Origin of the sequence: Massilicoli timonensis (genome assembly GCF_900199515.1) — a bacterium.
In the GTDB taxonomy this organism is placed as follows: domain Bacteria; phylum Bacillota_I; class Bacilli_A; order Erysipelotrichales; family Erysipelotrichaceae; genus Massilicoli; species Massilicoli timonensis.
In genome coordinates this window covers 481,592-508,013 of sequence record NZ_LT963434.1, presented here as the reverse complement: position 1 = coordinate 508,013, position 26,422 = coordinate 481,592, and the positions used below count along the sequence as shown (strand labels likewise).

25 protein-coding genes are annotated in these 26,422 nt (G+C 47.1%); 22 read left to right on the top strand and 3 right to left on the bottom strand.

The window, feature by feature from the left end; translation table 11 throughout:
* The first annotated feature begins 143 nt into the window (after positions 1-143).
* The 21 genes from C1712_RS04555 to C1712_RS04455 all read left to right on the top strand — a co-directional run bounded on the left by C1712_RS04555 (position 144) and on the right by C1712_RS04455 (position 24,095).
* Positions 144-2,459, top strand: coding sequence for an autotransporter outer membrane beta-barrel domain-containing protein (locus C1712_RS04555; protein ID WP_102267211.1), 2,316 nt, complete (start codon positions 144-146; stop codon positions 2,457-2,459).
* Between the two features lie 69 nt (positions 2,460-2,528).
* Complete coding sequence (locus tag C1712_RS04550; RefSeq protein WP_102267209.1) at positions 2,529-3,326, top strand: hypothetical protein; 798 nt, start codon at positions 2,529-2,531, stop codon at positions 3,324-3,326.
* A 152-nt stretch (positions 3,327-3,478) separates the two neighbouring features.
* Positions 3,479-3,859, top strand: a complete 381-nt coding sequence (locus C1712_RS04545; protein WP_102267207.1) for a hypothetical protein — start codon at positions 3,479-3,481, stop codon at positions 3,857-3,859.
* On the top strand, positions 3,856-4,284 hold the full coding sequence (locus C1712_RS04540; RefSeq protein WP_245858061.1) for an NfeD family protein: 429 nt from the start codon (positions 3,856-3,858) through the stop codon (positions 4,282-4,284). Before C1712_RS04545 ends, C1712_RS04540 begins: the two co-directional genes overlap by 4 nt.
* Before the next feature lie 36 nt (positions 4,285-4,320).
* Complete coding sequence (locus C1712_RS04535) at positions 4,321-5,223, top strand: SPFH domain-containing protein (protein WP_102269748.1); 903 nt, start codon at positions 4,321-4,323, stop codon at positions 5,221-5,223.
* A 60-nt stretch (positions 5,224-5,283) separates the two neighbouring features.
* Entirely contained in the window at positions 5,284-7,290 is a 2,007-nt protein-coding gene (gene recG, locus C1712_RS04530; protein WP_102267205.1) for an ATP-dependent DNA helicase RecG, read from the top strand.
* A 20-nt stretch (positions 7,291-7,310) separates the two neighbouring features.
* Positions 7,311-7,994 (top strand): ribonuclease III, encoded by a 684-nt coding sequence (gene rnc, locus C1712_RS04525; RefSeq protein WP_102267203.1) that lies wholly within the window; start codon positions 7,311-7,313, stop codon positions 7,992-7,994.
* Positions 7,995-9,347, top strand: coding sequence for a D-alanyl-D-alanine carboxypeptidase family protein (locus tag C1712_RS04520; protein ID WP_102267201.1), 1,353 nt, complete (start codon positions 7,995-7,997; stop codon positions 9,345-9,347).
* Between the two features lie 50 nt (positions 9,348-9,397).
* The gene (locus C1712_RS04515; RefSeq protein WP_245858060.1) at positions 9,398-10,381 is read left to right on the top strand and encodes a sodium:calcium antiporter; all 984 of its coding nucleotides are present in this window, start codon (positions 9,398-9,400) and stop codon (positions 10,379-10,381) included.
* Positions 10,382-10,482: 101 nt separating this feature from the next.
* On the top strand, positions 10,483-11,973 hold the full coding sequence (locus C1712_RS04510; RefSeq protein ID WP_102267198.1) for a tetratricopeptide repeat protein: 1,491 nt from the start codon (positions 10,483-10,485) through the stop codon (positions 11,971-11,973).
* Positions 11,970-13,175 (top strand): S41 family peptidase, encoded by a 1,206-nt coding sequence (locus C1712_RS04505; RefSeq protein WP_180963074.1) that lies wholly within the window; start codon positions 11,970-11,972, stop codon positions 13,173-13,175. Before C1712_RS04510 ends, C1712_RS04505 begins: the two co-directional genes overlap by 4 nt.
* A 67-nt stretch (positions 13,176-13,242) precedes the next feature.
* Entirely contained in the window at positions 13,243-13,794 is a 552-nt protein-coding gene (locus C1712_RS04500) for an SOS response-associated peptidase (protein ID WP_102267194.1), read from the top strand.
* A gap of 28 nt (positions 13,795-13,822) precedes the next feature.
* The gene (locus C1712_RS04495) at positions 13,823-16,564 is read left to right on the top strand and encodes a sigma 54-interacting transcriptional regulator (RefSeq protein ID WP_102267192.1); all 2,742 of its coding nucleotides are present in this window, start codon (positions 13,823-13,825) and stop codon (positions 16,562-16,564) included.
* A 64-nt stretch (positions 16,565-16,628) separates the two neighbouring features.
* A complete protein-coding gene (locus C1712_RS04490) occupies positions 16,629-17,039 on the top strand; it encodes a PTS sugar transporter subunit IIA (protein WP_102267190.1) in 411 nt (136 codons plus the stop codon).
* 11 nt (positions 17,040-17,050) lie between these two features.
* On the top strand, positions 17,051-17,791 hold the full coding sequence (locus C1712_RS04485) for a BtpA/SgcQ family protein (protein ID WP_102267188.1): 741 nt from the start codon (positions 17,051-17,053) through the stop codon (positions 17,789-17,791).
* Positions 17,792-17,851: 60 nt separating this feature from the next.
* A complete protein-coding gene (locus C1712_RS04480; protein WP_102267186.1) occupies positions 17,852-18,325 on the top strand; it encodes a PTS sugar transporter subunit IIB in 474 nt (157 codons plus the stop codon).
* Positions 18,326-18,353: 28 nt separating this feature from the next.
* Positions 18,354-19,133 carry a PTS mannose/fructose/sorbose/N-acetylgalactosamine transporter subunit IIC gene (locus C1712_RS04475; protein ID WP_102267184.1) on the top strand — a complete coding sequence of 260 codons (780 nt, stop codon included), beginning with the start codon at positions 18,354-18,356 and terminating at the stop codon, positions 19,131-19,133.
* On the top strand, positions 19,117-19,953 hold the full coding sequence (locus tag C1712_RS04470) for a PTS system mannose/fructose/sorbose family transporter subunit IID (protein WP_102267182.1): 837 nt from the start codon (positions 19,117-19,119) through the stop codon (positions 19,951-19,953). Before C1712_RS04475 ends, C1712_RS04470 begins: the two co-directional genes overlap by 17 nt.
* Positions 19,954-20,145: 192 nt before the next feature.
* Positions 20,146-21,162 carry an aspartate-semialdehyde dehydrogenase gene (locus tag C1712_RS04465; protein WP_102267180.1) on the top strand — a complete coding sequence of 339 codons (1,017 nt, stop codon included), beginning with the start codon at positions 20,146-20,148 and terminating at the stop codon, positions 21,160-21,162.
* Between the two features lie 128 nt (positions 21,163-21,290).
* Positions 21,291-22,652 carry a Trk system potassium transporter TrkA gene (gene trkA, locus C1712_RS04460; RefSeq protein ID WP_102267178.1) on the top strand — a complete coding sequence of 454 codons (1,362 nt, stop codon included), beginning with the start codon at positions 21,291-21,293 and terminating at the stop codon, positions 22,650-22,652.
* A gap of 3 nt (positions 22,653-22,655) precedes the next feature.
* On the top strand, positions 22,656-24,095 hold the full coding sequence (locus C1712_RS04455) for a TrkH family potassium uptake protein (protein ID WP_102267176.1): 1,440 nt from the start codon (positions 22,656-22,658) through the stop codon (positions 24,093-24,095).
* A gap of 220 nt (positions 24,096-24,315) precedes the next feature.
* Here the strand turns inward: C1712_RS04455 and bcp are convergent, their stop codons facing one another.
* Positions 24,316-24,774, bottom strand: a complete 459-nt coding sequence (bcp, locus tag C1712_RS04450) for a thioredoxin-dependent thiol peroxidase (protein WP_102267174.1) — start codon at positions 24,772-24,774, stop codon at positions 24,316-24,318.
* Between the two features lie 70 nt (positions 24,775-24,844).
* Positions 24,845-25,606: an alpha/beta hydrolase gene (locus tag C1712_RS04445; RefSeq protein ID WP_102267171.1), complete on the bottom strand. Its 762-nt coding sequence runs from the start codon at positions 25,604-25,606 to the stop codon at positions 24,845-24,847.
* Positions 25,607-25,727: 121 nt separating this feature from the next.
* Here C1712_RS04445 and C1712_RS04440 point away from each other — a divergent pair, with 121 nt between their 5' ends.
* Positions 25,728-26,081: a hypothetical protein gene (locus C1712_RS04440; protein WP_102267170.1), complete on the top strand. Its 354-nt coding sequence runs from the start codon at positions 25,728-25,730 to the stop codon at positions 26,079-26,081.
* Positions 26,082-26,101: 20 nt separating this feature from the next.
* Here C1712_RS04440 and C1712_RS04435 read toward each other — a convergent pair whose 3' ends face one another.
* Positions 26,102-26,314, bottom strand: coding sequence for a zinc ribbon domain-containing protein (locus C1712_RS04435; protein WP_102266375.1), 213 nt, complete (start codon positions 26,312-26,314; stop codon positions 26,102-26,104).
* Between the last annotated feature and the right edge of the window lie 108 nt (positions 26,315-26,422).

Genomic DNA, 26,422 nt, shown 5'->3' with positions numbered 1-26,422 from the left:
CTTGTGATGCTTTCTTTCATGCAAGTGCGAATTTAGGACTGCTTGTGAATATAGTATAGCGAAAAGAACATGTGCATCCTCTAGGCGCATGTCTTTTCAAAGCAAGGTGCAGCAATATGAGAGAAAGGAGAGTAGGAAGTTTTATGAAGAGAATTTATCGGATTGCGACGATTCTGCTTGCGTGTTTTCTGACATTGCCGACGTTTGTTGAAAAAGCACATGCGGCGGACTATGACATCGGTCATGACGATGTCGAGTTAAATGCGAATAATGCCGGAAGTCATGTCATTACCGGGCAAACATCAGGTTATTTTGGCGGACATCATGTCAATGTCGCGAGCGGCAATCATACGATTACCCTTCGTGATGTGAGCATTGATGCCGGTGGTACTTCATCAGCGATGAATGTGCGAAGCGGTGCTGAGGTTACTCTGATTTTGGAAGGCGACAATGAACTGTATGGAGCGAATAATCATCCTGCAATCTGGGTAGAAGAAGGTGCGCGTCTGACGATCAAGGGAGATGGCGCTTTGATAGCAGCTGCGGGAAGTACAACGCTTGGCAGGGGCGCTGCGGGCATTGGCGGCGGCTATGGGATCGGCAATGTGAATTTCGGCGACATCATCATTGAAAGCGGTCATGTCAGTGCAAGCGGTTCACAGGGCGGAGCCGGGATCGGCGGCGGATACTATGCCGGCATTTCCGATGTCAGCGGCAATATTACGATTCGCGGTGGACAGGTAAGCGCTGTCGGCGGAAGCAATGGCGCTGGTATTGGGGCTGGACAAAACTGTGCTTATACGGGTATGGTCGAAGTGAGCGGCGGTGTCGTTTATGCTAACGGGAACCCCGTCAGCATCGGCGGCGGTGCCCGTATTACCGGCGGGGACAGTGAGAATTACCACGGCGCCTTTTCAACCGGAACAAACGGCAATGCGGTCATCATTGCGCCAAAGGGAATCGGCGCCAATCGCGATGCCGCTAATTGGGATGGTATTTTCATCAGTTATGAAGGAAATGAGAATTCAGCGTATGTAACAGCAGATGGAACCGTTGTGCTAAATGATTCCGTCGCTAATATTCAAGTATGGGGAGATCCGATCATCGACTATCCGCTGACGGTTGCGGAAGGTGCGACTTTGCGCATCGTCATGAATGATCGCAATGATCGTTCTGCCTCTTTGACCATGGCAGCGGGCAATGTCTTGACCAATAATGGAATGATCACACTGGGCAATGGGATCATCACAGGCAGTGATGGAAACGACTATGTGGATGCCTCTTTGTTGCGGTTATTAGGCGGCTTGCAGGATACTGCCGGTACAGGTTCATTAAGTGGAACGCAGCCGGCTGCCGTACAGCTTCCTTTAGAAGATGCTTTGGTACAAGTAAGCGGTATGGATCATCTTATTTACGATGGCACTGAGAAAAAGCCGCAGATCAGCGTTGCTATGACGTTATGGGGATATCGGCAATCCTTTTATGAGGGGACAGACAAAGATTATGTGCTTTCCTATCAAAACAATATCAATGCCGGCGATCAAACGGCAAAACTAACGGCATCTGCTGCAAACAATGGCAATCTGATCGCACCAAGCGAGTATGTGCATACGTTCTCGATCGCCCCGGCAAAATTTACGCTTACCCTGCCGGAGAAATGGTCGATCAAGCAAGGAGAAGACCGGTTATTAGAAAAACTGCCGGAAGCAAAGGTTTCCAGTATGCTTCCGGTCGATCAGACCGCCTTAAAAAACGGTACGCTGACATGGTATCTGGATGAAACGCACAGTATACAGGCAAGTGATACTTCCTTGGCAAACAAGAAAGTCGGTGAGAATACGACGCTGTATTGGAGCTATGTGCAAAATGATCCGAACTTTGAGAGCGTAAAAAGCGGTAAAACCGAAATTCATGTCGTGAAGTATCAACCGGCAACGGTAATCATAAATGAGGATCAGATACAAGATGTTTATGGCAATACTAAAGCGATCGCCGATCTGCAGGTCAGTGTGAAGGTGCAGCAAAACAATACGGATACGATCCTTCCGATCACAAGCGGTCTGGTATGGACATCTGATGATGAGAGCGTTGTGAAGTTGTCGGATGATGGGAACCGGTTTGAATTTGTCGGTGTCGGGGAAGCGCATTTGATCGTAACGGTGCCGGAGCATGAAATAAGCGGTGATCCCGATAACAGCTATGCTTCTGCCAGCGGTACGGTAACGGTCATGGTAACGCCGAAGCCGATCAGCGTGGACCCAAGCAGTGTAGAAATCAAAGACCGCGCCTATAACGGTAAAAAGGAAGTGGCTGTCAAAGCTGCATTGCAGCAGTCCATGATCATAAAAGGGGATGATGTGACGGTAACGGCGGCCGGCATGATCGAGGATGCAAACGCCGATGCCGCAAAAAAAGAAGTACAGATTCATTATGCCTTGCAGGGAAACGACGCCAAGTAGTATCGACTGGATCCGGATACGGGAAAAGGATCGATCACCATTACCAAAGCCGATCCACAAACGGCAGGCATGGAAGCCAGCTCCGGTGCTTTGCAGATCTATAATCAAAAAGCACAAACGTATTATTTTCCATTATCCACACTATTGCCAAAGCCATCAGCAGCGGAAGATGGCACGATCTTGACGCTCGGCGCCTGCACGTATGAATTAGATCAGATATCGCTTCAGGAAGGTTATCTTGCAGACGACGGTATTTCTTTCTTATTGAATGAGCAGTATTTGAAGATCGAGATCAATGCGCATGACAGTGATCAAGAAGGTGTGATCGGTACGATTCGTTTGACGATCAAGTCGGCGAACTATGAGGATCTGCAAGCGGAGATCATCGTATCTGCGAAGAATCCGAACATGTACCGGATCCAGGCAGAGGCAGGCGTAAATGGATCGATCGATCCTTCCGGCAGCGTACAGGTCGCGGAAGGAAAAGATCAGCAGTTTGTGATAACGGCAAAAAAAGGCTACGTGATCGAAGCGCTGACGATCGATGAAAACGCAGTCACAGAGGCGATCGGACAATCGACCTATACTTGTCTGTTCAAAGCGGTCGATGCGGATCATATCATTCATGTTTCATTTAAGCGAATCGATACAGAAAGCGGGGAAAAGCCGAGCGAGCAGCCGGATGATCCCGATGATACGATCGTGATCGAGCCAAGTGAGCCAAACACCCCGAATCCAACACCGGATAACAGCCAAATAGATGGCATCGATACCGGAGATACGACAGTTTCAGGTTTATGGCTGGGATTGCTGCTGATCAGCGCCTTGGCAGGCTGTTATATGTGGAAGCGATATAAGCAGGAATGAGAATGAAAGAAGGAAAGGCGCAGGTCTTTCCTTATTCTTTTGATAAACGGCAAAGCCGCGAAAGAAAGTGCATGGCATAGTGCATATGAAGGATAAGTTATTGCAGAAAAATAAGAAAAGTAATATAATGAAGATAAGAGAGGAGGATCACAGTGTTTGAATGGATCCATAATACGGTTTCTACTTCGACCATTACGCTATATCCCGGCAATCTTACGCTGAACAGCAGCGCCGCTTCTTATTTCCAGGATGTGCGATGGGTCATGCTGGGAGTAGATCATGACCAAAAGCAAGTGGCAATTCGTCCGATCAGCAAACGTGAGATCGACCTGCATTTAGTAGATCAAAATCAGCTGCATCGTATTTCGATCGGCAATGGCTATGCCCGTATCTCCAATAAAACGATCATGAAGCAGATCGCAGCAATGATCGGCAGAGAAGTGAACGGCGAAAAGGTGTCTGCACAGTTTCGAGAAGAGGAAACGCTGCTGGTCTTTGATCTGAAAGAATTATGTGAAGGGGTGAAAGCATGAATATGAGTATTTTTTGGGTAATCGCGTGTATTTTGTTCATTCTATTAGAACTGATGACGCCGACAGCCTTGATCTGTATCTGGTTTGCGGCAGGCTCGCTGGCCGCTTTTGTATTGGCATTTCTGCATATGGATCTCTGGGTGCAGATCGTCTTGTTTTTTATCGTATCGCTGGCTTCCATGCTGGTCATACGGCCGATGTCTACCCGCTATCTGCGCGGCAATATCGTAAGGACCAATGCCGATCGGCTGATCGGTGAGAATGCGGTCGTGATTGAAGCGATCACCAAGGAGCGATGGGGAGTGGTCAAAGTGAACGGGGCGAAATGGAGCGCTGTTGAAATTGATGGAAAGCAGGCAGAGGTGAATGAAGAAGTCAAGATCATTGCGATCGAAGGCGCTAAGCTTTTGGTGCGCAAACAGTAAAAGGAGGAAATGATGATGTTTGACACATTCTCGGGAATGAAAACCATTTTTTTGGTAATCGTATTGTTTGTGGTGCTGGCGGCGATTCTCATTTATATCGTGCGAATCGTGCCGCAGGCGGAATCTTATGTGATCGAGCGCTTGGGTGCTTATCATACGACTTGGTCTACCGGTCCGCATGTCTTGATTCCTTTTATTGATCGGGTTGCCAATAAAGTAACGCTGAAAGAAATCGTAAAGGATTTTGCGCCGCAGCCGGTCATTACGAAGGATAATGTCACGATGCAGATCGATACGGTCGTCTATTTTCAGATCACTGATCCAAAGCTTTATACGTATGGGGTAGTCGGACCGATCACCGCGATCGAAAACTTAACGGCAACGACGCTGCGTAATCTGATCGGGGAGCTGGAATTAGACCAAACGCTTACCAGTCGTGATATCATCAATACGAAGATGCGGGCGATCTTGGATGAAGCGACAGATCCTTGGGGCATCAAGGTCGGTCGTGTGGAAGTAAAAAACATCATTCCGCCGCGCGATATTCAGGAAGCGATGGAAAAACAGATGCGTGCCGAACGGGAACGCCGTGAAGCGATCTTGCGTGCGGAAGGAGACAAACGCAGTGCGATCTTGACCGCTGAGGGTGAAAAGGAAGCGATGGTGCTGCGGGCGACAGCGAAAAAAGAAGCGATGATCGCAGAAGCGCAGGGTGAAGCAGAGGCGACCTTAAAGCGCTATGAAGCACAGGCAAAAGGGATCCAGATGATCAAAGAGGCTGATCCATCCAGCGCCTATCTGACATTAAAGGGATTGGAAACCTATGCCCAGATTGCCGATGGCAAGGCAACGAAGCTGGTAGTGCCTTCCAACTTGCAGGATATGGCAAGCATATTAACCAGCGCAGAGAGTTTTTTGCATAGTGATGGAAAAGAATAGATCGTCAAACGGCGATCTTTTTCGTTTCAAATCTTTTAGGAAACATGGTATAATACGGGCATGGAACTAAAGAAGCTTGCGATTTCAGAGAAAAAAAGACAGGCGCTTGTCACAATGGGGATCGATTCTGTCGAGGCGCTTTTGACCCATTATCCGTTTCGCTATGAAGTGGTGGAGGAAACACCGCTCAGCAGTTGGGAAAAGGATGGGAAAGTAACGCTGGAAGGTGTGATCGTCAATCGGGCACGGGTCGTGCGCTATGCGCCAAAGCGCAGCGTAACCCGTTTTCAGATCGTCTGCCAAAATAAACTGTTTGAAGTTTCTTTGTTCAACCGGCCTTGGATCAGCGCTTTTCAGGTTGGGAAAACGATTACGCTGATGGGGAAATATGAGGGTGGCAACCGGATTACCGCCGCCTCTTATAACTTTCAGCCGCTGCATGAGCAGGAAGGGATCAAACCGGTGTATGCGTTAAAAGAGGGCATTACGCAGAATGATCTGGCACGCTATGTCAAAAAGGCTTTTCAGGTGCTGCCGCATCAGGAAAATCGCATCCCGGATGAATTGATCGCACACTATCGCTTGATCAGTCGGGATCAGGCGCTGCATGAAGTGCATGCACCGACTTCTTCGGCGATGCTGAAGCAGGCGTTTCGCCATTTGAAATATGAAGAATTCTTTTTATTTCAGCTGGTGATGCAGGGGCTTCGCAAAAACAATCATGCGCATGGGGATAAGCCGCGCAAGCAGTTTGAACAGGATGAAGTATGGGAACTGACGCGGGCTTTGCCGTTTGCATTGACAAAGGATCAGAAGACATGCATCCAGGATATTTTAGACGATCTGCAAAGCAGTGCTTCGATGTATCGAATGGTACAGGGCGATGTCGGCAGCGGCAAGACGATGGTGGCGGCCTTTGCGATGTATGCCTGTGTGCTTGCACATAAGCAGGCGGCGTTCATGGCGCCTACCGAGATCTTAGCCAAGCAGCATGCAGAGAATCTAAAGCGACTGTTTCAGGACTATGAGGTAGAGGTAGAGGTGCTGTATTCCGCCTTGAAGGGGAAGGAAAAACAGCGGATCTTGGAACGGCTGGTGCATCACGAAATCGATATTATCGTAGGCACGCATGCCTTGTTTCAGGAAGATGTCTATTTTTATGATCTGGGATTGGTCATTGCCGATGAACAGCATCGCTTTGGCGTAGAACAGCGAAAAAAACTGTTGCAGAAGGGAGACAAGGTCGATTTTCTGCTGATGAGCGCAACGCCGATCCCAAGAACGCTGGCGATGTCGTTATTCGGCGATATGGATGTATCGACGATCGAGGTGCTGCCGCAAGGACGTAAAGCGATCATTACGAAAGTGGTAAAGGAAAACTCGATGCGTTCGATCTTAGAGGAAGTGCTGGCGCATTTGGATCAAGGGGATCAATGCTATATCGTCTGTCCGGCAATTGAAAAAAATGAGGATTATGCGATGCGCAATGCCAGCGATCTATATGAGGCATTAAAGGAGAGCATCGGCAGAGTTTATCAAATTGGCTTGCTGCATGGGAAGATGAGCAGTGCGCAGAAAGATGAGGTCATGCAGGCCTTTCAGCAGGGGGATTATCAAATTCTGGTTTCGACGACGGTGATCGAAGTCGGCGTGGATGTGAAAAATGCGAACCTGATGGTCATTTACGATGCGAATCGTTTTGGCCTGTCACAGATTCATCAGCTGCGCGGACGGGTGGGCAGAGGAGATCGGCAGGGGTACTGCTGGCTGCTCAGTGACAGTAAGGACGTCGATGCCCAAGCACGCTTACAGATCTTGGAGGAAACGTGCAATGGCTTTGAGATCGCCCGCAGGGATCTGGCGCTGCGTGGTCCGGGCGATATTTTAGGAACGCGGCAAAGCGGAGTACCGGGCTTTATTTTAGGGGATATCATTGCGGATTCTAATATTTTGGAAGTGGCCCGCAAAGATGCCGGTATCGTCTTGAAACAAATGGAAACGGGGGCATATCCCGCATTGAAACGTTATTTGGATACACATCTGCGGGAGGCACAGTGTTTTGACTGATAAGAAATGAGGAAATGATGATGGAAACGATATTTGATTGGCTGAAAAAGAAAAAGATCGCCTGTCATGACCGCAAGCGCATGATGGAGGCGTTTACCCATTCTTCCTATGTGAATGAGCATAAAAAGCAGACGCATGACAATGAGCGTCTGGAGTTTATGGGCGATGCGGTCTTGCAGGTATGGTCAAGCGAAAAGCTGTTTAAGCTGGAACCGGAATTAAGTGAAGGAAAGATGACGACGTTAAGAGCACAGCTGGTCTGTGAAGAGGCGTTGGCGGAATATAGCCGAAAGCTGAAGCTGGGACGGTTTTTGCGGCTTGGCATCGGTGAGGAAAAAACCGGCGGGCGCAATCGTGATTCGATACTGGCGGATATGTTTGAGGCCTTTTTGGGCGCTTTGTATTTGGATCAGGGCATGGCGGCAGTGGATATTATTTTAGAAGAGGTGCTGACGCCGATGATCACATCGCCGAAAAGTGAATTAGTGATCGACTATAAGACGCGTTTACAGGAGTATGTGCAGTCGGATACAAGAAAAAATGTGCATTATGAACTGGTGAAGATGAGCGGTCCAAGCAACCAGCCGACCTTTGATGTGATCGTTTTGCTAGATGATATCATCTTAGGAAAAGGAAGCGGGCAGTCAAAGAAACGGGCTGAGCAGATGGCGGCGAAGGACGCATTTGAAAAGATGGTGAAGTAAATGAAACGAAACAGCAGTTGGATGAAACAGGCAATCGTGCTGCTTTTGTGCATCGTGTTTGTAGGAAGCGTAACGCCAAGCACCTTCGGCAAGGAACGCAAAAACGCTTTGCCGCAGCCACAGCTTTCGCTATACAGTTCCAGTGCGATCGTTTATGATGCGAGCAATGGGCGGATCCTCTATGAAAAAAACAAGGATGAAAAGCGCTATCCGGCGTCGCTCACCAAGATGATGACCGTATATGCGGCGCTTCAGCTGGAAGAGGATGACAACCGTGAGATCGTATTGGATGAAGTGATGTTTCGCGGCCTTTATGAAGAAAACGCGAGCATGGCTGGCTTTGCGGTCGGTGAAACGGTACGTTTTAAGGATTTGATTTACGGGGCGATGCTTCCAAGCGGAGCCGAGGCATGTCAGGCATTGGCGATCGCGACCAAGGGCAGTGTGGAGGAATTTGTGGCGGAGATGAATCGTCAGGCAGAACAGTTGGGAATGACGCATACCCATTTTGTCAATACGAGCGGCTTGCATGATGATGATCACTATACAAGCGCCGGTGATATGCTGCTTCTGTTGGAAGCGGCATTACAGGATGAACGCTTTTTAGAAGCTTATGGAACGGATGTATTTGTGACCGCGGGCAATGAGGTGCATCCTTATGGCGTCGAGCTTTCTTCCACCCGTCTTTCGGAATTAGAGGCATTAGGGATCCCTGAAGATTTTTTTGAAGGCAGCAAGACCGGATTTACCACAGAAGCCGGGAAATGTCTGGCTACCTCAACTTGGGATGATGATGTGCATTTGCTTTATGTCGGTATGCAAGCCGAAGGGGATTACTATACCCACGATCATTTTACAGATGCTTATACGGCGTTAACTTATTTTAAGGAGCACTATGAAAATAAAGTGCTTTATCAAAAAGGCGATCTGATCGCGGATCTTTCGATCAAAGACAGTTTGGATCGCAGTGCCGGTACTTTCTATGCATCGGAAAAGATCGCGCTATACGTTCCACAGCCGATCACGACAAAACAGATCAAAAAAAGCGTAGAACCGCTTGCTTCTTTGCAGGCGCCTTATCAAAAAGGAGATACGCTCGCCAAGGTTGCTTTTACTTATGAGGATCTGTATTTAGGAGAGATAGCATTAAACGCGCATCAGGATATCGACGCGCATCCGTTCTTATATATCCTATTCTCGATCTGGTGGTGGATGAGTGATTCGCTGGTGCGGCTGCTTGTGATCGCAATGATCGTTTATATGCTTATTTGGTGTTTGCATCGTTATCGCCGTAAAAAGCGCCGTCGCAAAAGCTACCGCAGTGCACTTTTATATCAGCGGCAGAAACGATAGTTTTTTCATTTTGAATATGGTACAATAAACGCTGTCGTTAAAAGAAAGGAATGGCAGGTATGATCTATCTGATTTATGTGATATTGGCAGTTCTCGTCGTTTTGTGTTCCACTAAATTATCCGCTTACGTAGATGCATTAGATAAAAAGACGAATCTGTCCGGTGCCTTTTTGGGCGGTGTGCTGCTTGCGGCGGTTACTTCATTACCGGAGTTGTTTACCTCATTGACTGCGGTTTTGTCATTAGATGAGCCGCAGCTTGTGCAGGGGAACGTACTTGGCAGCAATATATTCAATCTGTGTATCCCGGCGGTATTGGTTTTAAGCTTTAACAAGCGTTATCGGCAAAGCAGGATCGCGCAGTCACACTATAACACGCTGTACTTTGGACTGGCGATGTATGTATGCTGTGCCTTGGCGATCGTTTCCCCTTTTAGCGTTTCCCTTGGCTTTACGCAGGTCAATCTGATGACGCCGGTCATCATCGTTTTATATGTGATCGGCATCCGCCTCATGAAAAACGATGACAGTGTGGAACAGGAAGAGGAGAGCGATCTGGATCTGTCGATTCGTCAGATCATGGTCCGCTTTGTCTTATTTTCCCTTGCTTTAGTAGCAGTCAGCATCGCTTTGACGCAGGTAACCGATCAAATTGCCGATGCATTGCAATTAGGCACGACGGTAGCCGGTGCGATCTTTTTAGGGGTAGCGACCTCGCTGCCGGAGCTAAGCGCTTCTGCTTCATTGGTGCGTCTCAACAACTTCAATGCCTCTATCGGCAATGTCGTCTGCAGCAATCTGTTTAACTTTACGATCTTATGCTTTGCGGATCTGCTTTATCAAAAAGCCAGCATTTATATTTTAGACGGTGCGACTTTGTTTGCATCACAGGTTGGCAATCTGTTGCTTTTTGGTCTGCTTTCCAGCATCATCATGATCGTTGTGCTCGCTGCACGAAAAAGCAAAGCGGCCGTGCAGATCGCCGCAGTGCTGATATTAGCAAGCTATGTCGCAAGCATCATGCTTTCTATGTAAACTGTTCCCGGGAACAGTTTTTTCTTAGCGAAGCCGTGCTTTCACATTTTCTTAGCGCTGTTTTTCATGTATAATAAGAAAAGAAAAGAGGTGAGGATGTCATGGATTATAAAGCGAAGTTTGATCAGCTCGTTGAAAAAGAGCAGTATTTGGCGGCGTATCAGCATTTGCAAGAGCATGCCATCCACGCCTATGAGGATAATTTTATCAATGCCAACATGGGTTGGGTATTGAATCAGCTGCGCCGTTATGAGGAGGCGCTGGCGTATTTGCGCAAAGCGCTGCGTCAGGATGAAAAGGATGGCTGGATCTATGGTCAGATCGGTTTTGCCTACAATCATTTAGATGATGTGCAAAACAGCCTTTTCTATCTGCGGAAGGCCTTGGAATATGGAGAGGATGTGGCATGGGTACACGCGGAGATCGGCTATGCCTATCATGTGCAGGGTGCGTATAAAAAAGCGATCGAAGCTTATCAAAATGCTTTGTTGGAAGATCAAAACAATATCTGGGTCAAAGAACAATGCGCCAAATGTATGCTTGCGCAGCAGGAATATGAGGAAGCTTCGATCTTGCTTAGACAAGTGATCGAACAAGAGCCAAAACAGATCGAAAGCAGGCTGTTGTTGGCATCGCTCTATGAGCAGCAGGCGGACTATCAGGCGGCGATCGAGGTCTTAAGCTGTCTTGAAAAGACAAATGACGCGGAGGTTTTGTTTCATCTGGGTGTTTGCTTGCGAAGAATAAACGATCCTCAACAAGCACTGGCATATCTTTTGCGCGCTCATGAAGCGGGAAAGGATGATACGGCGTTACAAAGTGAATTAGGCTATGTTTATCTGCAAAGCAATGAAAAAGAGCAGGCGGATGCTTGCTTTCGTCAGGCGCTTTCCTATTATCAGCAGGCGCTGCGCAAGGAGCGTCATACAGTGGATATCTATCATGAGATGGCGCTTTTATATGATCAGATTCAGGAATATGAGCAGGCGATCGACTGTTTGATGAAAATAGCGGAGCAAGACCAGGCAAACGATGCGCTATGGGAGCAGATTGCCCACCTTTATGGCAAGATGGGCGATCATGAGCAGGCGGTCATCTTTTTATGGAAGTGCAAGGAAAGTGAAAGAGGCATTGAGTGGCATTCGCAGCTGGCTTGGAATTATGGCAGGCTGCGGGAACATGAACAGGCGCTTCGCTGCTTGAAGCAGGCGGAAAAGCTTGGGCGAAATGATGTCTGGTTTGAGTTAGAGGTCGCATGGAATTATACGCAGTTAAAGGCATATGAACGATCACTTGCGCACTATGAGAAGGCCTTGGCGATGAGTGAAAACGATGCTTGGATCCGTTCCCAGATCGCTTGGAACTATGGCATGCTGAAGCGGCATGAAGAAGCAATCGCATTGTTTTCCGCCCTCATATCCGAGCACTATGAAAACGGTTGGCTGTATGCGAATCTGGCATGGAACTACTTAGAAGAAAAGAAAACGCAAAAAGCCTATGCGGCGCTGCTGAAAGCGAAGGCATATGATCCGGAGGATGAATGGATCAGGGAACAGCTTGCGCATATGGAAACAGACAGGAGGCAGTTATGAAAAAAATCGTAAAATGGATCATGATGGCATGCTTAACGCTCATGTGCACCGCATGTGATGACAACGGTCCTTTGACTTATGAACAGATGCTGGAGGATTATGATTATCTGTGGACGACGATACAGGAAAACTATGCGATGATGAATGTGGCACAGCGTATGACCGGTAAGAATTTTCTGGCGGTAAAAGATCATTATCGCAATAAGATCACCGAGGATACGACGACACAGCAGTTTGATTCTTATGTCAGTCTGTTTCTGAATGAATTTGAAGGCATTGGAAAAATGGAAAAACTGAATGCGGTCAGCTATAAACGGCTGTATGAAAAACTGAAGGACAGCGCTTCTATGACAAATTCTTTGAACTATCTTTATGATGTCATCAATAACGGCAAGTCAAAGAGCTATTATGACTTTGAGGATACCAAGCTTTCCGATGAAGACGCGGAAAAGAATTTGATCACCTCCGTTATCGAAAAGGATCGCATCGCTTATATCAAAATGAGCGATATGGATCAAAACTCCATGAAGGAAGATGGAAAGACCTTAAAGAAATTCTTTAAGGAGATCAAAAGCTATCCGGTATGTGTGATCGATCTAAGAGGTGTTACATCGGGAATCGAGCAATACTGGATCGAAAATATCGTAGCGCCTAATATCAGTGAAAAAACGTCTTATGAAACACTTGCATTAGTAAAGGGCGGATTGGCCAAAGAGTATATGAGCACAGAATATCAGTTGTTGGAAATCAGAAAGCTGGCGGCCCTTCCGGCGCTGCAGTTAAAAGATCTGGAAGGCATGACCGATTATGTCAAGTCAAGCAAAACGATTGCGCCTGCCGCCAAGAAGGCGATATTCAAGGGTGATTTCTATGTGATGATCGATGGATCGACCGCTGACAGTGCCGAACGCTTTGCGATGTTTTGTAAGCAGAGCGGCTTTGCGACGCTGGTCGGTGATTACAGCGGCGGCGGCAGCAGTCTTGAACCGCTTTTGATCAAGCTGCCAAACAGCGGTATGATCATTCGGATGAGTGCGGATCACCATTTGAATTTAGACGGTGCCAGCAATGCGGAATACGGCACTGCTCCGGACATCCGCATCGAAAGTGAAAACCTTTATGGAGCAGTCATGGCGAAGCTAAGGGAGCTTTATCCGGCGCCGGTAGAAGAAAATCAGGATGATACAGGGGGAAATGCGTAACATTTCCTTCTGTTTTTTTAGATAAAGAGCATCACTTTGGAAAAACTGAGAATAGGCAGGTGATAAGATGTGCGGAAGATTTCAGTTTCATTTTGAAAATCGTGAGCAAAAGGAATGGTTGAAAGCATATTATCCGGAAATGGATTCGTTTCACTTTTTAGAGGGAGAGCGTTTTCCTTCTCAAAGCGCACTGCTGTTTGTGCTGGAACAAAACAAGGTCGTACCAAAGCTGTTAAAGTGGGGCTTTCAGGGAGAACGCGGCAATCGTCTGATCAATGCGCGGGTAGAAACGCTGCATCAGCGGCCGACCTTTCAAAGATGGCTGGAAAACCGCTGTGTGATCGTCACCAATGGGTTTTATGAATGGCGCAAAGAAGGCAAACGGAAAGTCAAGTATCATATCGGGAAAAAAGAGAGGTATGTGTATTTGGCAGGCTTATACAACGATGCACAGGAATTTGTCATCATCACCTGCGCCGCCTATGGCGAAATGGCGGATTATCATGATCGCTGCCCGCTGGTATTGACCCGTGATCAGATGATCGTATATTTGAAACTGGGAACATTGCCGGATTGTGAGCAGTGCTTCACTTATACCAAATGTCAAAGCGATCAGTAAAGCAGACCGCTTATAAGGAGGGGATTTCATGAAGGAACAAATTTATGAGCAGATCAAGCAGTGCACTGCTGATCATGCTTATGAAAAGGCAAGCGCACAGATGATCGCAGATGCGCTGCACGTAAGCCGCAACGTCGTATCACAATATCTGAATGAATTTTTCAAGGAAGGCAGATGTATTAAGATCAATACCCGGCCGGTCTTGTTTTTAGATCGTTTCTTGATCGAAGAACAAAATCAAATAACGCTGTCCGACACGCTTTATGGCTCTGAGGCAGAACTGGAAGCAGCGATCAACAAGCAGCGGCACTTAGATTTTGAAGAGCTGATCGGCTATGATGACTCTTTGCAAAGCGTGATCGACACGTGCAAGGCGACCATTTCTTATCCGCCAAACGGTCTGCCGTTTTTGCTTTATGGCCCGACCGGTACCGGGAAAAGCCTGATTGCTCAGAAAACTTATGAATATGCACTGCATCAGGGACTGATCACGCAGGAACAGCCCTTTTTGATCTTGAACTGCAGCGAGTACGCCAATAATCCGGAACTGTTGTCCGCCAACTTATTCGGACATAAAAAGGGTGCTTTCACCGGTGCGGACAAGGATAATCCCGGGTTATTGAAGCTGGCGCAGGGAGGGATCTTATTTTTAGATGAGGTGCATGATCTGAAGGCAGAATGTCAGGAGAAACTGTTTTTATTCATGGATAAAGGCATTTATCATATGGTGGGGGATCATGAGCACTGGTATGAGTCCAATGCCCGTTTGATCTTTGCGACGACCAAGGATCCGAAAAAATGTCTGTTAAAAACACTGTTGCGGCGCATTCCGATGATCATTACCGTTCCCAGCCTGCAAGAGCGCGGCATGCGTGAGCGGATCCAGCTGATCTTGACGATGTTTCAGGCGGAAAGCAAACGCCTGCATAAAACGATCATGATGACCAATACGGTGTATCAGACATTGGTAACGACCGATTTTCCCGGCAATATCGGTGATTTGAAGAACTGTATCCAAGCAGGATGTGTGCATGCGTATTATAAATGCCCTCCCAAGGAGCCTACTTTGGTAGTCGATGCATTTGATCTTCCCGCAAATCTTGTTTCCTTAAAAGCCGTTTCGGATAAACGCGGGGCACTTGATGCGCAAAATGCCGTACTGACATTAGCAGATCTGTCGCATATGGCGGGAAATGATCAAAGACAGGGACGCTTGAATAAACGGATCTTAGAAAAGTTTGCGGCTTATGAAGAAGCGAAGATCGGTTATGCTTCGTTTTTAGAAGGGTGCTTTGCGGTATTGGATGATTATTATGATGCGATCGTATTAAAAAAGCGTTATCGTCAAAATGCGGAGTTCACTTATGTACAGACGTTGTTAAAACATGCGCTGGATCTGATTGCCGATCCTTATGGCATTCATTTTCACAACAGCGATCTGATCGCGATGAGCGCTTATCTGCATGACTGCACGCGCGGCGCCTATGCCCGAAATGATCATGAGCAGCATCAGGTACATACGATCAGCGCTCTGCATGATTTATTACAGGAAGAACTGCATCGGGAATATATGATTGCCAAAGAAGTGGCGAATCATCTGCATGCGAATGCCGATCTGCACTTAGATCTGCTTGCTTTGTGTATCTTCACTTTATATTTTAAGAAATTCAATCGTGCCAACGATTGGAACAAACGAGTCGGTTTGATCTTGGCACATGGCTATTCCACCGCTTCTTCCATTGCCGATGCGGTCAATCGTTCTTTGGATCAGTATATCTTTGATGCGATCGATATGCCGATGAATGTCAGCACCGCGGCCGTGGTGGAACAACTGAATGCCCATCTCTCCAAGATGGGGCATTTTGAAGAGCTGGTGCTTTTGGTGGATATGGGTTCTTTGGAAGCGATCGATCAGGGCATCGATGCGAGCCGCAATATCAATATCGCAATGATGAATCACGTATCGACGAAGATGGCGTTAGCAGTGGGTAACGGCATCAAGCAGGGCCGTTCTTTGCAGGAAATCTTTGAAGAAGTCGCGCAGGCAGCGGTGCCGACCTACCATTTGATTGCCCGCCGTCATAAAGATCCGTTGATTCTTTGTTCCTGTGCGAGCGGACTTGGAACAGCGGAGCGCCTGCAGCATATCTTAGAGGATTCCCTGCCGAAAAAGAAAGCGATCAAGGTCTTGACCTATGATTATAACACGCTGATCGAGAAACGATTGACACCGGCTTTCTTTGATGACTATGAGGTCATCTGCATTGTCGGAACACTGAACCCCAATATAGATGAAGTGCCTTTTATTCCATTAGAGGATCTGGTCATCAATGTAACGATGGACAAACTGCACGACTATTTCCGCAATTATCTGGATATGGAAGAAATGCGGCAGTTCAAAAGCAATATCTTAAAGAATTTCTCTTTGAGCAATCTGATCACGACTTTGACGATCTTAAATCCGGGAATCTTATTGGAGCATGTGGCAACGGCGTTAGATCATTTGCAGGAGGAAATGGGCGTCGTCTTATCCAATGCGACATGTGTCGGTCTGTATGTGCATATCTGCTGTTTGATCGAACGGCTGGTAACCCATGCGGGTATTGACACTTATCCATATCTGGAAGCCTTTGTCGCGCAGCATCAGGATTTTATAGCTGTCGTAAAACGCTGCTTTAGTGTCGTGGAGCGCTACTATAGTGTCGAAATTGCCCCAAGCGAGATCGCTTATATCTATGAATACATCGAACATAATGAAGAAAAAAGCTGATAAAACCGTGCCGATCATAAGTTGGCACGGTTTTTGCTATAAGATAAGTGAAGGGAGGGATCTTATGAGTACCATTATCTTGGCATCGCATGGGGAGCTGGCGAAAGGGATGAAAGACAGCGTGCAGATGATCATCGGTGCGCCGGCAGCGTCTTTAGAAGTATTTTGCCTGTATCCGGGCATGAACCCGGAAGATTATGCCAAAGCGATGAAAGCGCGCATCGAGCAGGATAACGATGACTATTTATTTGTCTGCGATATTCTGGGCGGCAGCGTTTATACGGCTTTATCACAGTTAAGTGTGCACCCACGGGTATCCATCTGTTCCGGCATGAACATGAATTTGGTATTGAGCCTGTTGATCACCCAGCAATGCGGGCTGAAGGAAGAACAGATCTTAACTGCTGTGCAAGAAGCCAAAGAAGGCATTACTTATCAAAACGGGATCAAACAGGAAGAAGCGGAGGATTTTTAGGAGGGCAAGAAATGAAAAAACAGTTTTTAGACATCTTCAGACACAAAAAGCCGATCTTGGCGATGCTGCATCTGAAAGGCGATGCTGCGCAGGACGTTTTAGAGCGGGCGAAACGGGAAATTGAGCTGTATCGTGAAAACGGTGTCGATGCGGTAATCGTAGAAAGCTATTATGGCAATTACTATGATATGGAACGGGTACTGGCATATTTGCAAAAGGCGGATCTTGATCTGATCTACGGCGTAAACTGCCTGAATGTCGATCCGATGGGATTTGAGCTGGCACGCAGATACAACGCGGCTTTTGTGCAGCTGGATTCGGTAGCGGGACATTTGAAGGTAAGAGATGATCCGGCATTTCATGAATTTATGAAGCTGAACCGTGAAACTTATAAGGGGTATGTGCTGGGCGGCGTACGTTTCAAATACCAGCCGTATTTATCAGGCAGATCACTGGAAGAAGACTTGCAGATCGCCATGACGCGCTGTGATGCGATCGTTGTGACGCAGGATGCGACCGGACAGGAAACATCCATGGAGAAGATCAAGGAGTTTCGTTCGATCATCGGTGATTTCCCATTGATCATCGGCGCGGGGGTAACCGCAGAAAACTGTGCCGAGCAGTTTCAGGTAGGCGATGGCGCGATCGTCGGCAGTTATTTCAAAGACACTTACAAAGACAGCGGCGACGTGGACGGCAGCCATGTGAAGGCATTGGTAGATGCCTGCAATCAGATTAGAGCAAAACAGTAATTGATGATGAAGTGATGAGCGTCATCAATGAAGCAAACCCAATCAACAAAGGAGAATCATATGATTAAATTAGTAAGAATCGATCATCGCTTGGTGCATGGTCAGGTCGCGTTCTCTTGGACGAAGTTTTTGGAAAGCGATTGTATCTTGATCGCCAGCGATCATTTGATGAAAGATGAATTAAAAATGGCGGCGATGCGGATGGCAAAGCCTACCGGTGTCAAACTGGTGATGAAGAACATGGAGGATTCGATCAAAGCGCTCAACAGCGGCGTTACGGATAAATACAAGCTGTTCATCTTAGTGGAAAGCGTGGCAGATGCTTATCGTTTGACAAAGGGAGTAGATGCGATCCGCTCTGTCAATATCGGCGGTATGAAAGCGGCGGATGATCGCCGTCAGATCGCAAAGGCGGTATTCGTATCAGAAGAAGATGAAGCGATGTTAAAAGAGATGCACGAAAAAGGAATTGCATTAGAGGTGCGTTTAGTACCGAGCGACCATAAGCAGGATCTAATGGATCTGCTGAAATAGATGGTAAAAGAAAGAGAGGGAAAAGAACATGAGTTTAGGTTTACAGGCTTTACTGATCGGACTGGTGGCATTCTTCGGCTATATGCACAGTTATATGGGCTCAACGATGTGGAATCGTCCGATCATCGTTTCCACGCTGACCGGCCTTGTTTTAGGTGATCTGGAAACCGGGATCATCGTCGGAGCGGCGCTGGAACTGGCATTTTTAGGGGCAGTGCCGATCGGGGCAAGCAATCCGCCGGATATGACCTCCGGTTCGATCATCGGAACGGCGTTTGTCATCGCATCGGGTGCGGGCGTCGGGGAAGCGGTGGCGTTGGCGATTCCGGTTGCTACATTGGTATTATTGCTGGATAACTTACAGATGATGTTTATTTTGACATGGGCTGCGCATATTGCCGATCGCTATGCGAAAGAAGGCAAAGCGCGTAAGGTCGAATGGGTATGCCGCATTGCCGGCATCGGCAATAAAGTATTATTGTCTTTACTGGTGGCAGTTTCTTTCTATTTGGGTGTGAATGCAGTGAAAGATGTATTGGCATTCATTCCGGAATGGGTAACGCATGGTATGGATATTGCGGCAGGTATCTTGCCGGCAATCGGTTTTGCGATGTTGGCACGGATGATCTTGACCAAAGAACTGGCAGCGTTCTTGTTAGTGGGATTCCTGCTGGCGGCTTATTTGGGCGTTTCGGTATTCGGTGTGGCTTTATTTGGTTTAGCGGTTGCTTTGGTCGTTTATTTCTTCAGCGGCAACCGTAAGCAGGATGCAGCGATGGAGGTGTATGACGATGACAACGAATTCTAAGCAGACGATCAATGCGAATACAAAACTAACAAAACGTGATTTCTGGAAAGTGTTTACCCGTTCCTGTACGCTGGATTCGGCATGGAACTACGAACGCCAGCAGCACTTGATGTACTGCTATATGATGATCCCGGTATTAAAACGCCTTTATCCGGAAGGCAGTGAGGAAATGGCGGCGGCTTTGCAAAGACATATGGAATTTATGGCCTGCACTCCGCATATCGTTACATTATTAGCAGGTATTACGGCGACGATGGAAGAACAAAATGCGAATGATCCGGAATTTGACGCAACGTCGATCAGCGCCGTCAAGACTTCCTTGATGGGACCGATGGCAGGATTAGGCGACAGCTTCTTCTGGGGCACGCTGCTTACCATTGCGGTAGGAATCGGGGTTTCTTTTGCAAAAGAAGGCAGCATTCTAGGACCGATCCTGTTCTTGCTGATCATCAATATTCCGGGCTTTTTGGCACGTTATTACTGCTTGAAGTTTGGATTTGATTACGGGGTTAAGTTCTTTGCGGACATGTCGAGCAGCGCGGTGATCGAAAAGATTACCAAATGTGCTTCGATCCTCGGCTTGATGGTCATCGGCGCAATGGTCGCAACGACTGTCAGCATGCAGATCACGATGACGGTCGGAGTGGGCGAAGTAACAGAATCATTGCAGACCTATATCGATCAGATCATGCCTTGCTTCTTGCCGGCTTGTGCGTTTGGGATAATGTATTGGCTTTTAGGCAAGAATGTGAAAACGACGACGATTTTGATCGGACTGGTGATCTTGGGATGTGCGGCTTCTTTCTTCGGCATCATGTAAATCACTGATAGTGGGAACCGGCTTTATGCCGGTTTTTTTAATGGCTTAGATGAAATGAGCAGCCAGTGTTTTCTCCGTATGAGCGAAGCGAAAGTATGGTGCTTTGTCGCTTAGCCAAGCGTTTTTCAGTCACATAAGGGTGATGAGAAGAATAGGATAACGAGGGTATGATCCTAGTAAGGAGGAATCAGGATGAGAGCCTATCATATTGCCATTCTCGGTGCGAGCGGCGCTGTGGGGAAAGAAATCTGTCAGATCTTAGAGGAATGTGATCTGCCGATCGCTTCTTTGAAGCTGCTCGCATCAAAGCGCAGTGCCGGTGAAAAGATATTGTTTCGCGATGAAGTCATCGTGATAGAGGAAGTGAACGCTCATAGTTTTCAGGGCATGGATCTGGTGTTTGGGGCAGTGGACGAAAAAACTGCCAAACGTTTTCTGCCATATGCGATCAGCGCCGGTGCACTGGTCATCGACAATTCCAGCGCATATCGTTTGAAGCCGCAGGTGCCTTTGGTCATACCGCAGATCAATCGGGAGGACATAAAAAAGCATCAGGGACTGATCGCCAATCCTAACTGTACGACGATCATTGCCCTCATGGCAGCAGCGCCGCTGCATCGTTTAGCGAAGATCAAATCAATGGTGGTTTCCACGTATCAGGCGGTTTCCGGGGCAGGTCATGCGGGCATGGAAGAATTGAAAAAGCAAATGCAGGCAGAACTGCGTGGGGAAGCATTGCCGATACAGGTATTTCCTTATCCGATCGCTTATAATCTGATTCCCCAGATCGGTGATTTTGATGAGAGCGGATACAGCAGCGAAGAGTGGAAGCTGCAAAGGGAAGGACGCAAGATCCTGCATGAGCCAAACTTATGTGTTACCTGCACCTGTGTCAGACTGCCGATCATGCGGGCGCACAGTGAAGCAATCACGTTGTTTTTTGAAGATGCGATCAGTGTGGAAGCGGCCAAAGCCGCCTTAAAGGAAAGTGAAGGGGTCATCTTGTTAGATGAAAAAGAGCAGGCAGTCTATCCGATGCCGCTGTTTGCAAGCGGCAAAGATGACATCTATGTCGGCAGAGTGCGTGCAAGCATGCATGATCAGACGCATTCCTTAACGCTTTGGTGCTGCGGCGATCAGCTGCGAAAAGGAGCGGCGCTCAATGCGGTGCAGATTGCCGAAGCGGCGATCGAACTGGGCGCGCTTTGATCATTTTTGGGTCAGAGAGGAGTGATGATCAAAACCGCTCCATGATCATTTTACAAAGATCATGCACTACAATATAGAAAATGTGGTATAATGATAGCACTTTGTAAAATGATTAGAGGATGAATGAAATGAAAATCTTAATTGTAGGCTTAGGCAAAGTAGGACAGCTTTTATGTGCATATCTGTCAGCAGAGGGGCACGACATCGTAGGGATCGATCCGATCGAACAGAAGGTCGATGAAGTAGTAGAACGCAATGATATATTTGGAATCTGCGGAAATGGGGCAAACTGCGATGTTTTAAGAGAGGCCGGCGTAGAGGACGCAGATGTGCTGCTGGCGGTTACTTCTTCTGATGAACTCAATATCTTGAGCGGTTTGATCGCAAAGCGCTTAGGGGTGCGCTATACGATCGCGCGGGTGCGTAATCCGGATTATTATACCCAGCTGCGCTTTTTAAGAGAAGAACTGGGCTTTAATATGATCTTGAATCCGGAAGCGGAAGCGGCGAATGAAATCGTGCGCAGCATTTTGTTTCCTTCGGCGATGAAGGTCAATACCTTTGCGCGGGGACGGGTAGAGATCGCCGAGGTAAAGGTAACGAAAAACAATCGGCTTGCCGGCATTCAGTTAAGCGACTTATACCAGATCAGCCGCAGCAATATTTTGATCTGTGCGATCAAGCGCGGTGAACAGGTGTATATTCCAAACGGCCAGTTTATTTTAGAACAGGGCGATCATGCGTATTTGACCGGATCACATAAGGAACTGGTCAGCTTCTGTGCTTATACGCATCTTTCTAAAAAGCAGAAGAAAAAGGTCATGATCATCGGCGGCAGCAAGATCGCTTACTTTCTGGCGAAACAGCTGTTAGATCAAAAGTACAGCGTGAAGATCATCGAACAAAATGAGACGCGCTGTATTGAACTCGCTCAGCGATTGCCGCAGGCGAGCATCATTCATGCCAATGGCAGTGATGAGAGCGTGTTAGAGGATGAGCGGGTCGATGAGATGGATGTAGTGGTTACCTTGACCGGCATTGATGAAGAAAACATGATCGTATCGCTGTTATGTAAAAACATGAATGCGAAAAAGGCGATCGCCAAAGTCAATAATCTGCGTTTTACCGATATGGTGGATCATATGGATATTGACGGCGTCATCTCGCCGAAGCGGATCGCAGCCAATCAGATCCTCGCCTATGTGCGGGCGAAATCGAATAAAGATGAGGATTCAGCGGTACGTACGCTTTATAAGCTGGTAAATGAACATGTCGAAGCATTGGAATTTATGGCAACCGATAATTTCAGAGGGAAAAAGACGTCATTGGCGTTATTGCCGGTAAAAAAGGATATCCTGGTTGCGGCGATCCTGCGCGGCCGACAGGTCATCGTTCCAAAAGGGAATGATCAGATTTTGAGCGGTGATCGCGTCATTGTGGTAACGCAGCGAAAAACGATTCGTGATTTGAATGATATCTTGGAGGACTAAAACATGAATCGCAGAATGATTATTGCCATGCTGGGGAAAATGCTTTGCCTAGAGGGGCTATTGTTGCTGTTTCCGGTCTTGATCGCCCTGCTTTATCAGGAGCGGGAAGGGGTTGTCTATGCCGGCTGTGCGCTTGGCTTATCTCTGTTTGGCTGGGTCTTAAACCGCATTCCGATGAAGCATACGCGTATGTATGCACGGGAGGGCTTTTTGATCGTTGCCCTGTCCTGGATCACTTTTTCTGTTTTTGGCGCTTTGCCGTTTTGGTTCAGTGGAGAAATCCCTTCTTATGTCGATGCCTTTTTTGAGATCGTTTCCGGTTTTACCACCACCGGGTCTTCCATTTTGACGGATGTGGAAGCGCTCAGTCATACCGCTTTGTTCTGGCGCAGTTTTTCACACTGGGTCGGCGGTATGGGCATCTTAGTGCTGATGGTCGCCTTTTTACGCAATGCCAAAGGGAATACGCTGCATATCTTAAAAGCGGAGATGCCCGGTCCGGTCGTCGGCAAACTGGTTTCAAAAGTGAATGTAACGGCACGGATCTTATATTATCTCTATCTGTTTTTGACATGTCTTGAAGTTCTATTGCTGGTGCTTGGCGGCATGCCGTTATTCGACAGTCTGCTGAATGCGTTTGCGACGGCGGGAACCGGCGGCTTTGCGATCAAAAACGCCAGCATCGCTTATTATCAAAGCGCTTATTTGGAAGGCGTCATTACCGTCTTTATGTTTTTATTCGGGATCAACTTTAATCTGATCTACTTCTTCTTGTTAGGCAAGTTTAAGGCAGCTTTACAGTCACAGGAGCTGCGCTGGTATGCGGGCATCGTATTAGGCGCGACAGTTTTGATCACCTTTAATATTTTGGATCTGTACAGCTCGCTGTGGGAAGCGCTTCGCTATGCGCTGTTTCAGGTCGTTTCGATCATTACCACGACCGGCTTTGTAACGGCAGATTATGGCTTGTGGCCGCTGTTCTCTCAAACGATCCTGATCATGCTTATGTTTATCGGCGCCTGTGCGGGTTCTACCGGCGGCGGTATCAAGGTATCACGGATCTTGCTTTATCTGAAATCAGCAAGGCGCAATATCCGCCGGCAATTACATCCTAATACTGTCGTCAGCATGAATATGGATGGGCGTCCGGTCAATAACGGCGTTATGCAGGCGGCTTATGCCTATCTGGTTTTTTATCTTATCATCTTTGCGGGTTCGCTGCTGATCGTCACTTTGGATAATATGGATTTTACTTCCAGTTTCTCCGCGGTCGCAACGACCTTGAACAATGTCGGACCGGCTTTGCATGTAGCTGGACCGGTCGGTAATTTCTCCAGCTTCAGTGATCTTTCTAAGATCGTTATGAGTTTTGATATGCTTGCAGGACGTTTGGAGATCTTTCCTTTGATCTTATTGTTTTCTTATTCTACCTGGAAGAAATAAAGAAACGAATCGTTCGATCGTCTGTTTGTCAAATATAAAAAAGTTAGGAAGCAAGCAGGATCGAGCGTATGAGTAGGACAAGGAGGGATATAAAATGCCGATTGTCTTGTTTTGCTTTTACTCTATCGTTACGATCGTTTGGATCAAGCGACGCGTCGGAAGCATCGGGAAATAAAAAAGCGCTCTTTTTCAAAAAGCCGAGCGCTTTTTTACTGCATGTTTACTTGGAAAGCAGTGCTAAAACATCCTGTGCATTGGTTGTGGGATCGGCTTTTTCAAATACATGTGCGATCATGCCGTCCTCATCAATGATGTAAGTAGCGCGGACAACGCCCATATAGGTTTTCCCATACAACTTCTTTTCCTGCCAGACATCATATGCCTGTATCGCTTCTAATTGCGGATCTGAAAGCAGTAAGAACGGCAGTTCATATTTCTGTATAAAGTTTTGATGGGATCTTTGGGAATCCTTTGAAATGCCGATCACGATGACATCCGCTTGTTGAAAAGCGCTGTAAGCATCCTTAAAGGCACACGCCTGTTTAGTGCATCCGGGCGTATTGTCCTTCGGATAAAAATAAACGACGACTTTTTTGCCTTTGAAATCATGCAGGGAAATTTGCTTGCCGGATGCGTCCGGCAAGGTAAAATCAGGTGCGGGAGTATGTACTTGTAACATAGTGCTGTTCAGGGATCATGATTTGATCGACCTGCTCCTTTCTGTCAGCTGATCACGCGCTGACGAGCGTTTATTGTGGATCATGAAATAAAAACGGATACCAGATCTTGGTTTCTTTACACCAGTCTTGTTCGCTGTGAGCGCCGTCGATGATCAAATTGGTATAGACGCAACATCCTTGTGCACTTGCATAGTTGGCAATTTCATGAATATGATGCAGACCGCGTGCCAAAGAGCGCTTATGCGAAAACTCATTGCTTCCGCAGCTGAGATAGATCCGGGTCTTTGCATCCAGCGTTCGTTTCAGTTCTTTGCGCAGTTCTTTCATGATGTGCGTAAAAAAAGGCGAAAGACAGGCTGCTTTGGAAAATACATCATTATGTGCGATGACGCTGTAAATAGCCATTAAACCGCCCATCGAACTGCCGCCGATGGCAGTATGCGCCCGATCGGGAAGGGTTGGATAAGCATCATCGATCATCGGTTTGAGCTGGGTTACGACCCATTCCATGAGCGCTTTGCCTAATCCTTTTATTTCGCCCCAATGCGGATCGCTGAAATCATAAGGGGAAAATTCCCAAAGCCGATAGTTGCTTTCATGGTTGCACTCGATCCCGACGACGATGATCTCACTTTGATGCCGCTCGAAATAATCTTTTAATCCCCAGGAAACGCCGTAGGTAGCGTCTTCATCGTAAAAAAGATTATGACCGTCATACATATACATGACCGGATAACGGCGTCCGCTTGTTTGATAATCATCGGGAAGATAGATGTGCAGCGTACGTTCTTCTTCAAATGGCGTAATGAATACGACATGTTTTTCTACCATAAATCAAACTCCCTTTCTTGGAACTTATGGTTATCATTATAATACAAAGCCTGAAAAAAGAAAGTATTTTTCCCAATAATACCGTTTGATTATGATAAAATGAATAAAAGGAGGATGGCGTATGTTGAAAACAGGAATTGTCTGTATTTTGCTGGTGCAGTTTGATGCCCTGCTTGGCGCACTGATCATGCTTGCCTTTGCCTGGCTGTGGATGCGTATGGTGCGGCTTGCTTCTTTGTCCGAGTGGATCCAGCATCTGCGCAAGCACACTTTGCTTCTTTATCTGCTCATCAGTGAAGCGCTGCGGTTGCTTTTGTTCATTCCGCTATGCGAATACTGCTTTTTATGGTTCTCACTTCCGGCAGTAATCGCCAAAGGGGTGATCTTATTTACCATCGTTACGGCATTTGCCCGCTATTTCTTTTTCTATCGTCATCGTGATCAGATTTTGAAAGAAAGCGGCATAAACAAATAAAAACTCAGCCGAAGCTGAGCTTAACCGCCGATCAGGAAGTCTAAGATATTCCATCCGGCATCGGTTTCCATGCGGTAGAGTTCCGTATAGCCGCAGTGCTTGCAGCTGATCGTAATAAACTTCTTATTCTGCACGTCAAACAATTTCGCGAAATTTCCACCGGTCGCCTGAAACTGATCGTCGATAAATTCCGTACAGCCGCATTTCGGGCAGATAAATTGTCTTTTTTCCATGTTATCAACTCCTTGCTTGTCTTGATTATACCATTTCTATGCGGCAACGGAATAAAAAGTTCGGGAGTTTGACACCTAAAAAAATAACAATATTCAAATAAAGGCTTA

Coding starts and splice junctions, on each gene's coding strand:
- C1712_RS04540 (WP_245858061.1), top strand. CDS start 3,856: ATGAATATGAGTATTTTTTGGGTAATCGCGTGTATTTTGTTCATTCTA.
- C1712_RS04490 (WP_102267190.1), top strand. CDS start 16,629: ATGAGTACCATTATCTTGGCATCGCATGGGGAGCTGGCGAAAGGGATG.
- C1712_RS04435 (WP_102266375.1), bottom strand. CDS start 26,314: ATGGAAAAAAGACAATTTATCTGCCCGAAATGCGGCTGTACGGAATTT.
- C1712_RS04550 (WP_102267209.1), top strand. CDS start 2,529: ATGGAAGCCAGCTCCGGTGCTTTGCAGATCTATAATCAAAAAGCACAA.
- C1712_RS04465 (WP_102267180.1), top strand. CDS start 20,146: ATGAGAGCCTATCATATTGCCATTCTCGGTGCGAGCGGCGCTGTGGGG.
- C1712_RS04520 (WP_102267201.1), top strand. CDS start 7,995: ATGAAACGAAACAGCAGTTGGATGAAACAGGCAATCGTGCTGCTTTTG.
- C1712_RS04505 (WP_180963074.1), top strand. CDS start 11,970: ATGAAAAAAATCGTAAAATGGATCATGATGGCATGCTTAACGCTCATG.
- C1712_RS04510 (WP_102267198.1), top strand. CDS start 10,483: ATGGATTATAAAGCGAAGTTTGATCAGCTCGTTGAAAAAGAGCAGTAT.
- C1712_RS04515 (WP_245858060.1), top strand. CDS start 9,398: ATGGCAGGTATGATCTATCTGATTTATGTGATATTGGCAGTTCTCGTC.
- C1712_RS04535 (WP_102269748.1), top strand. CDS start 4,321: ATGAAAACCATTTTTTTGGTAATCGTATTGTTTGTGGTGCTGGCGGCG.
- rnc (WP_102267203.1), top strand. CDS start 7,311: ATGGAAACGATATTTGATTGGCTGAAAAAGAAAAAGATCGCCTGTCAT.
- C1712_RS04495 (WP_102267192.1), top strand. CDS start 13,823: ATGAAGGAACAAATTTATGAGCAGATCAAGCAGTGCACTGCTGATCAT.
- C1712_RS04485 (WP_102267188.1), top strand. CDS start 17,051: ATGAAAAAACAGTTTTTAGACATCTTCAGACACAAAAAGCCGATCTTG.
- C1712_RS04555 (WP_102267211.1), top strand. CDS start 144: ATGAAGAGAATTTATCGGATTGCGACGATTCTGCTTGCGTGTTTTCTG.
- C1712_RS04480 (WP_102267186.1), top strand. CDS start 17,852: ATGATTAAATTAGTAAGAATCGATCATCGCTTGGTGCATGGTCAGGTC.
- C1712_RS04455 (WP_102267176.1), top strand. CDS start 22,656: ATGAATCGCAGAATGATTATTGCCATGCTGGGGAAAATGCTTTGCCTA.
- C1712_RS04440 (WP_102267170.1), top strand. CDS start 25,728: ATGTTGAAAACAGGAATTGTCTGTATTTTGCTGGTGCAGTTTGATGCC.
- C1712_RS04445 (WP_102267171.1), bottom strand. CDS start 25,606: ATGGTAGAAAAACATGTCGTATTCATTACGCCATTTGAAGAAGAACGT.
- C1712_RS04470 (WP_102267182.1), top strand. CDS start 19,117: ATGACAACGAATTCTAAGCAGACGATCAATGCGAATACAAAACTAACA.
- recG (WP_102267205.1), top strand. CDS start 5,284: ATGGAACTAAAGAAGCTTGCGATTTCAGAGAAAAAAAGACAGGCGCTT.
- trkA (WP_102267178.1), top strand. CDS start 21,291: ATGAAAATCTTAATTGTAGGCTTAGGCAAAGTAGGACAGCTTTTATGT.
- C1712_RS04500 (WP_102267194.1), top strand. CDS start 13,243: ATGTGCGGAAGATTTCAGTTTCATTTTGAAAATCGTGAGCAAAAGGAA.
- bcp (WP_102267174.1), bottom strand. CDS start 24,774: ATGTTACAAGTACATACTCCCGCACCTGATTTTACCTTGCCGGACGCA.
- C1712_RS04475 (WP_102267184.1), top strand. CDS start 18,354: ATGAGTTTAGGTTTACAGGCTTTACTGATCGGACTGGTGGCATTCTTC.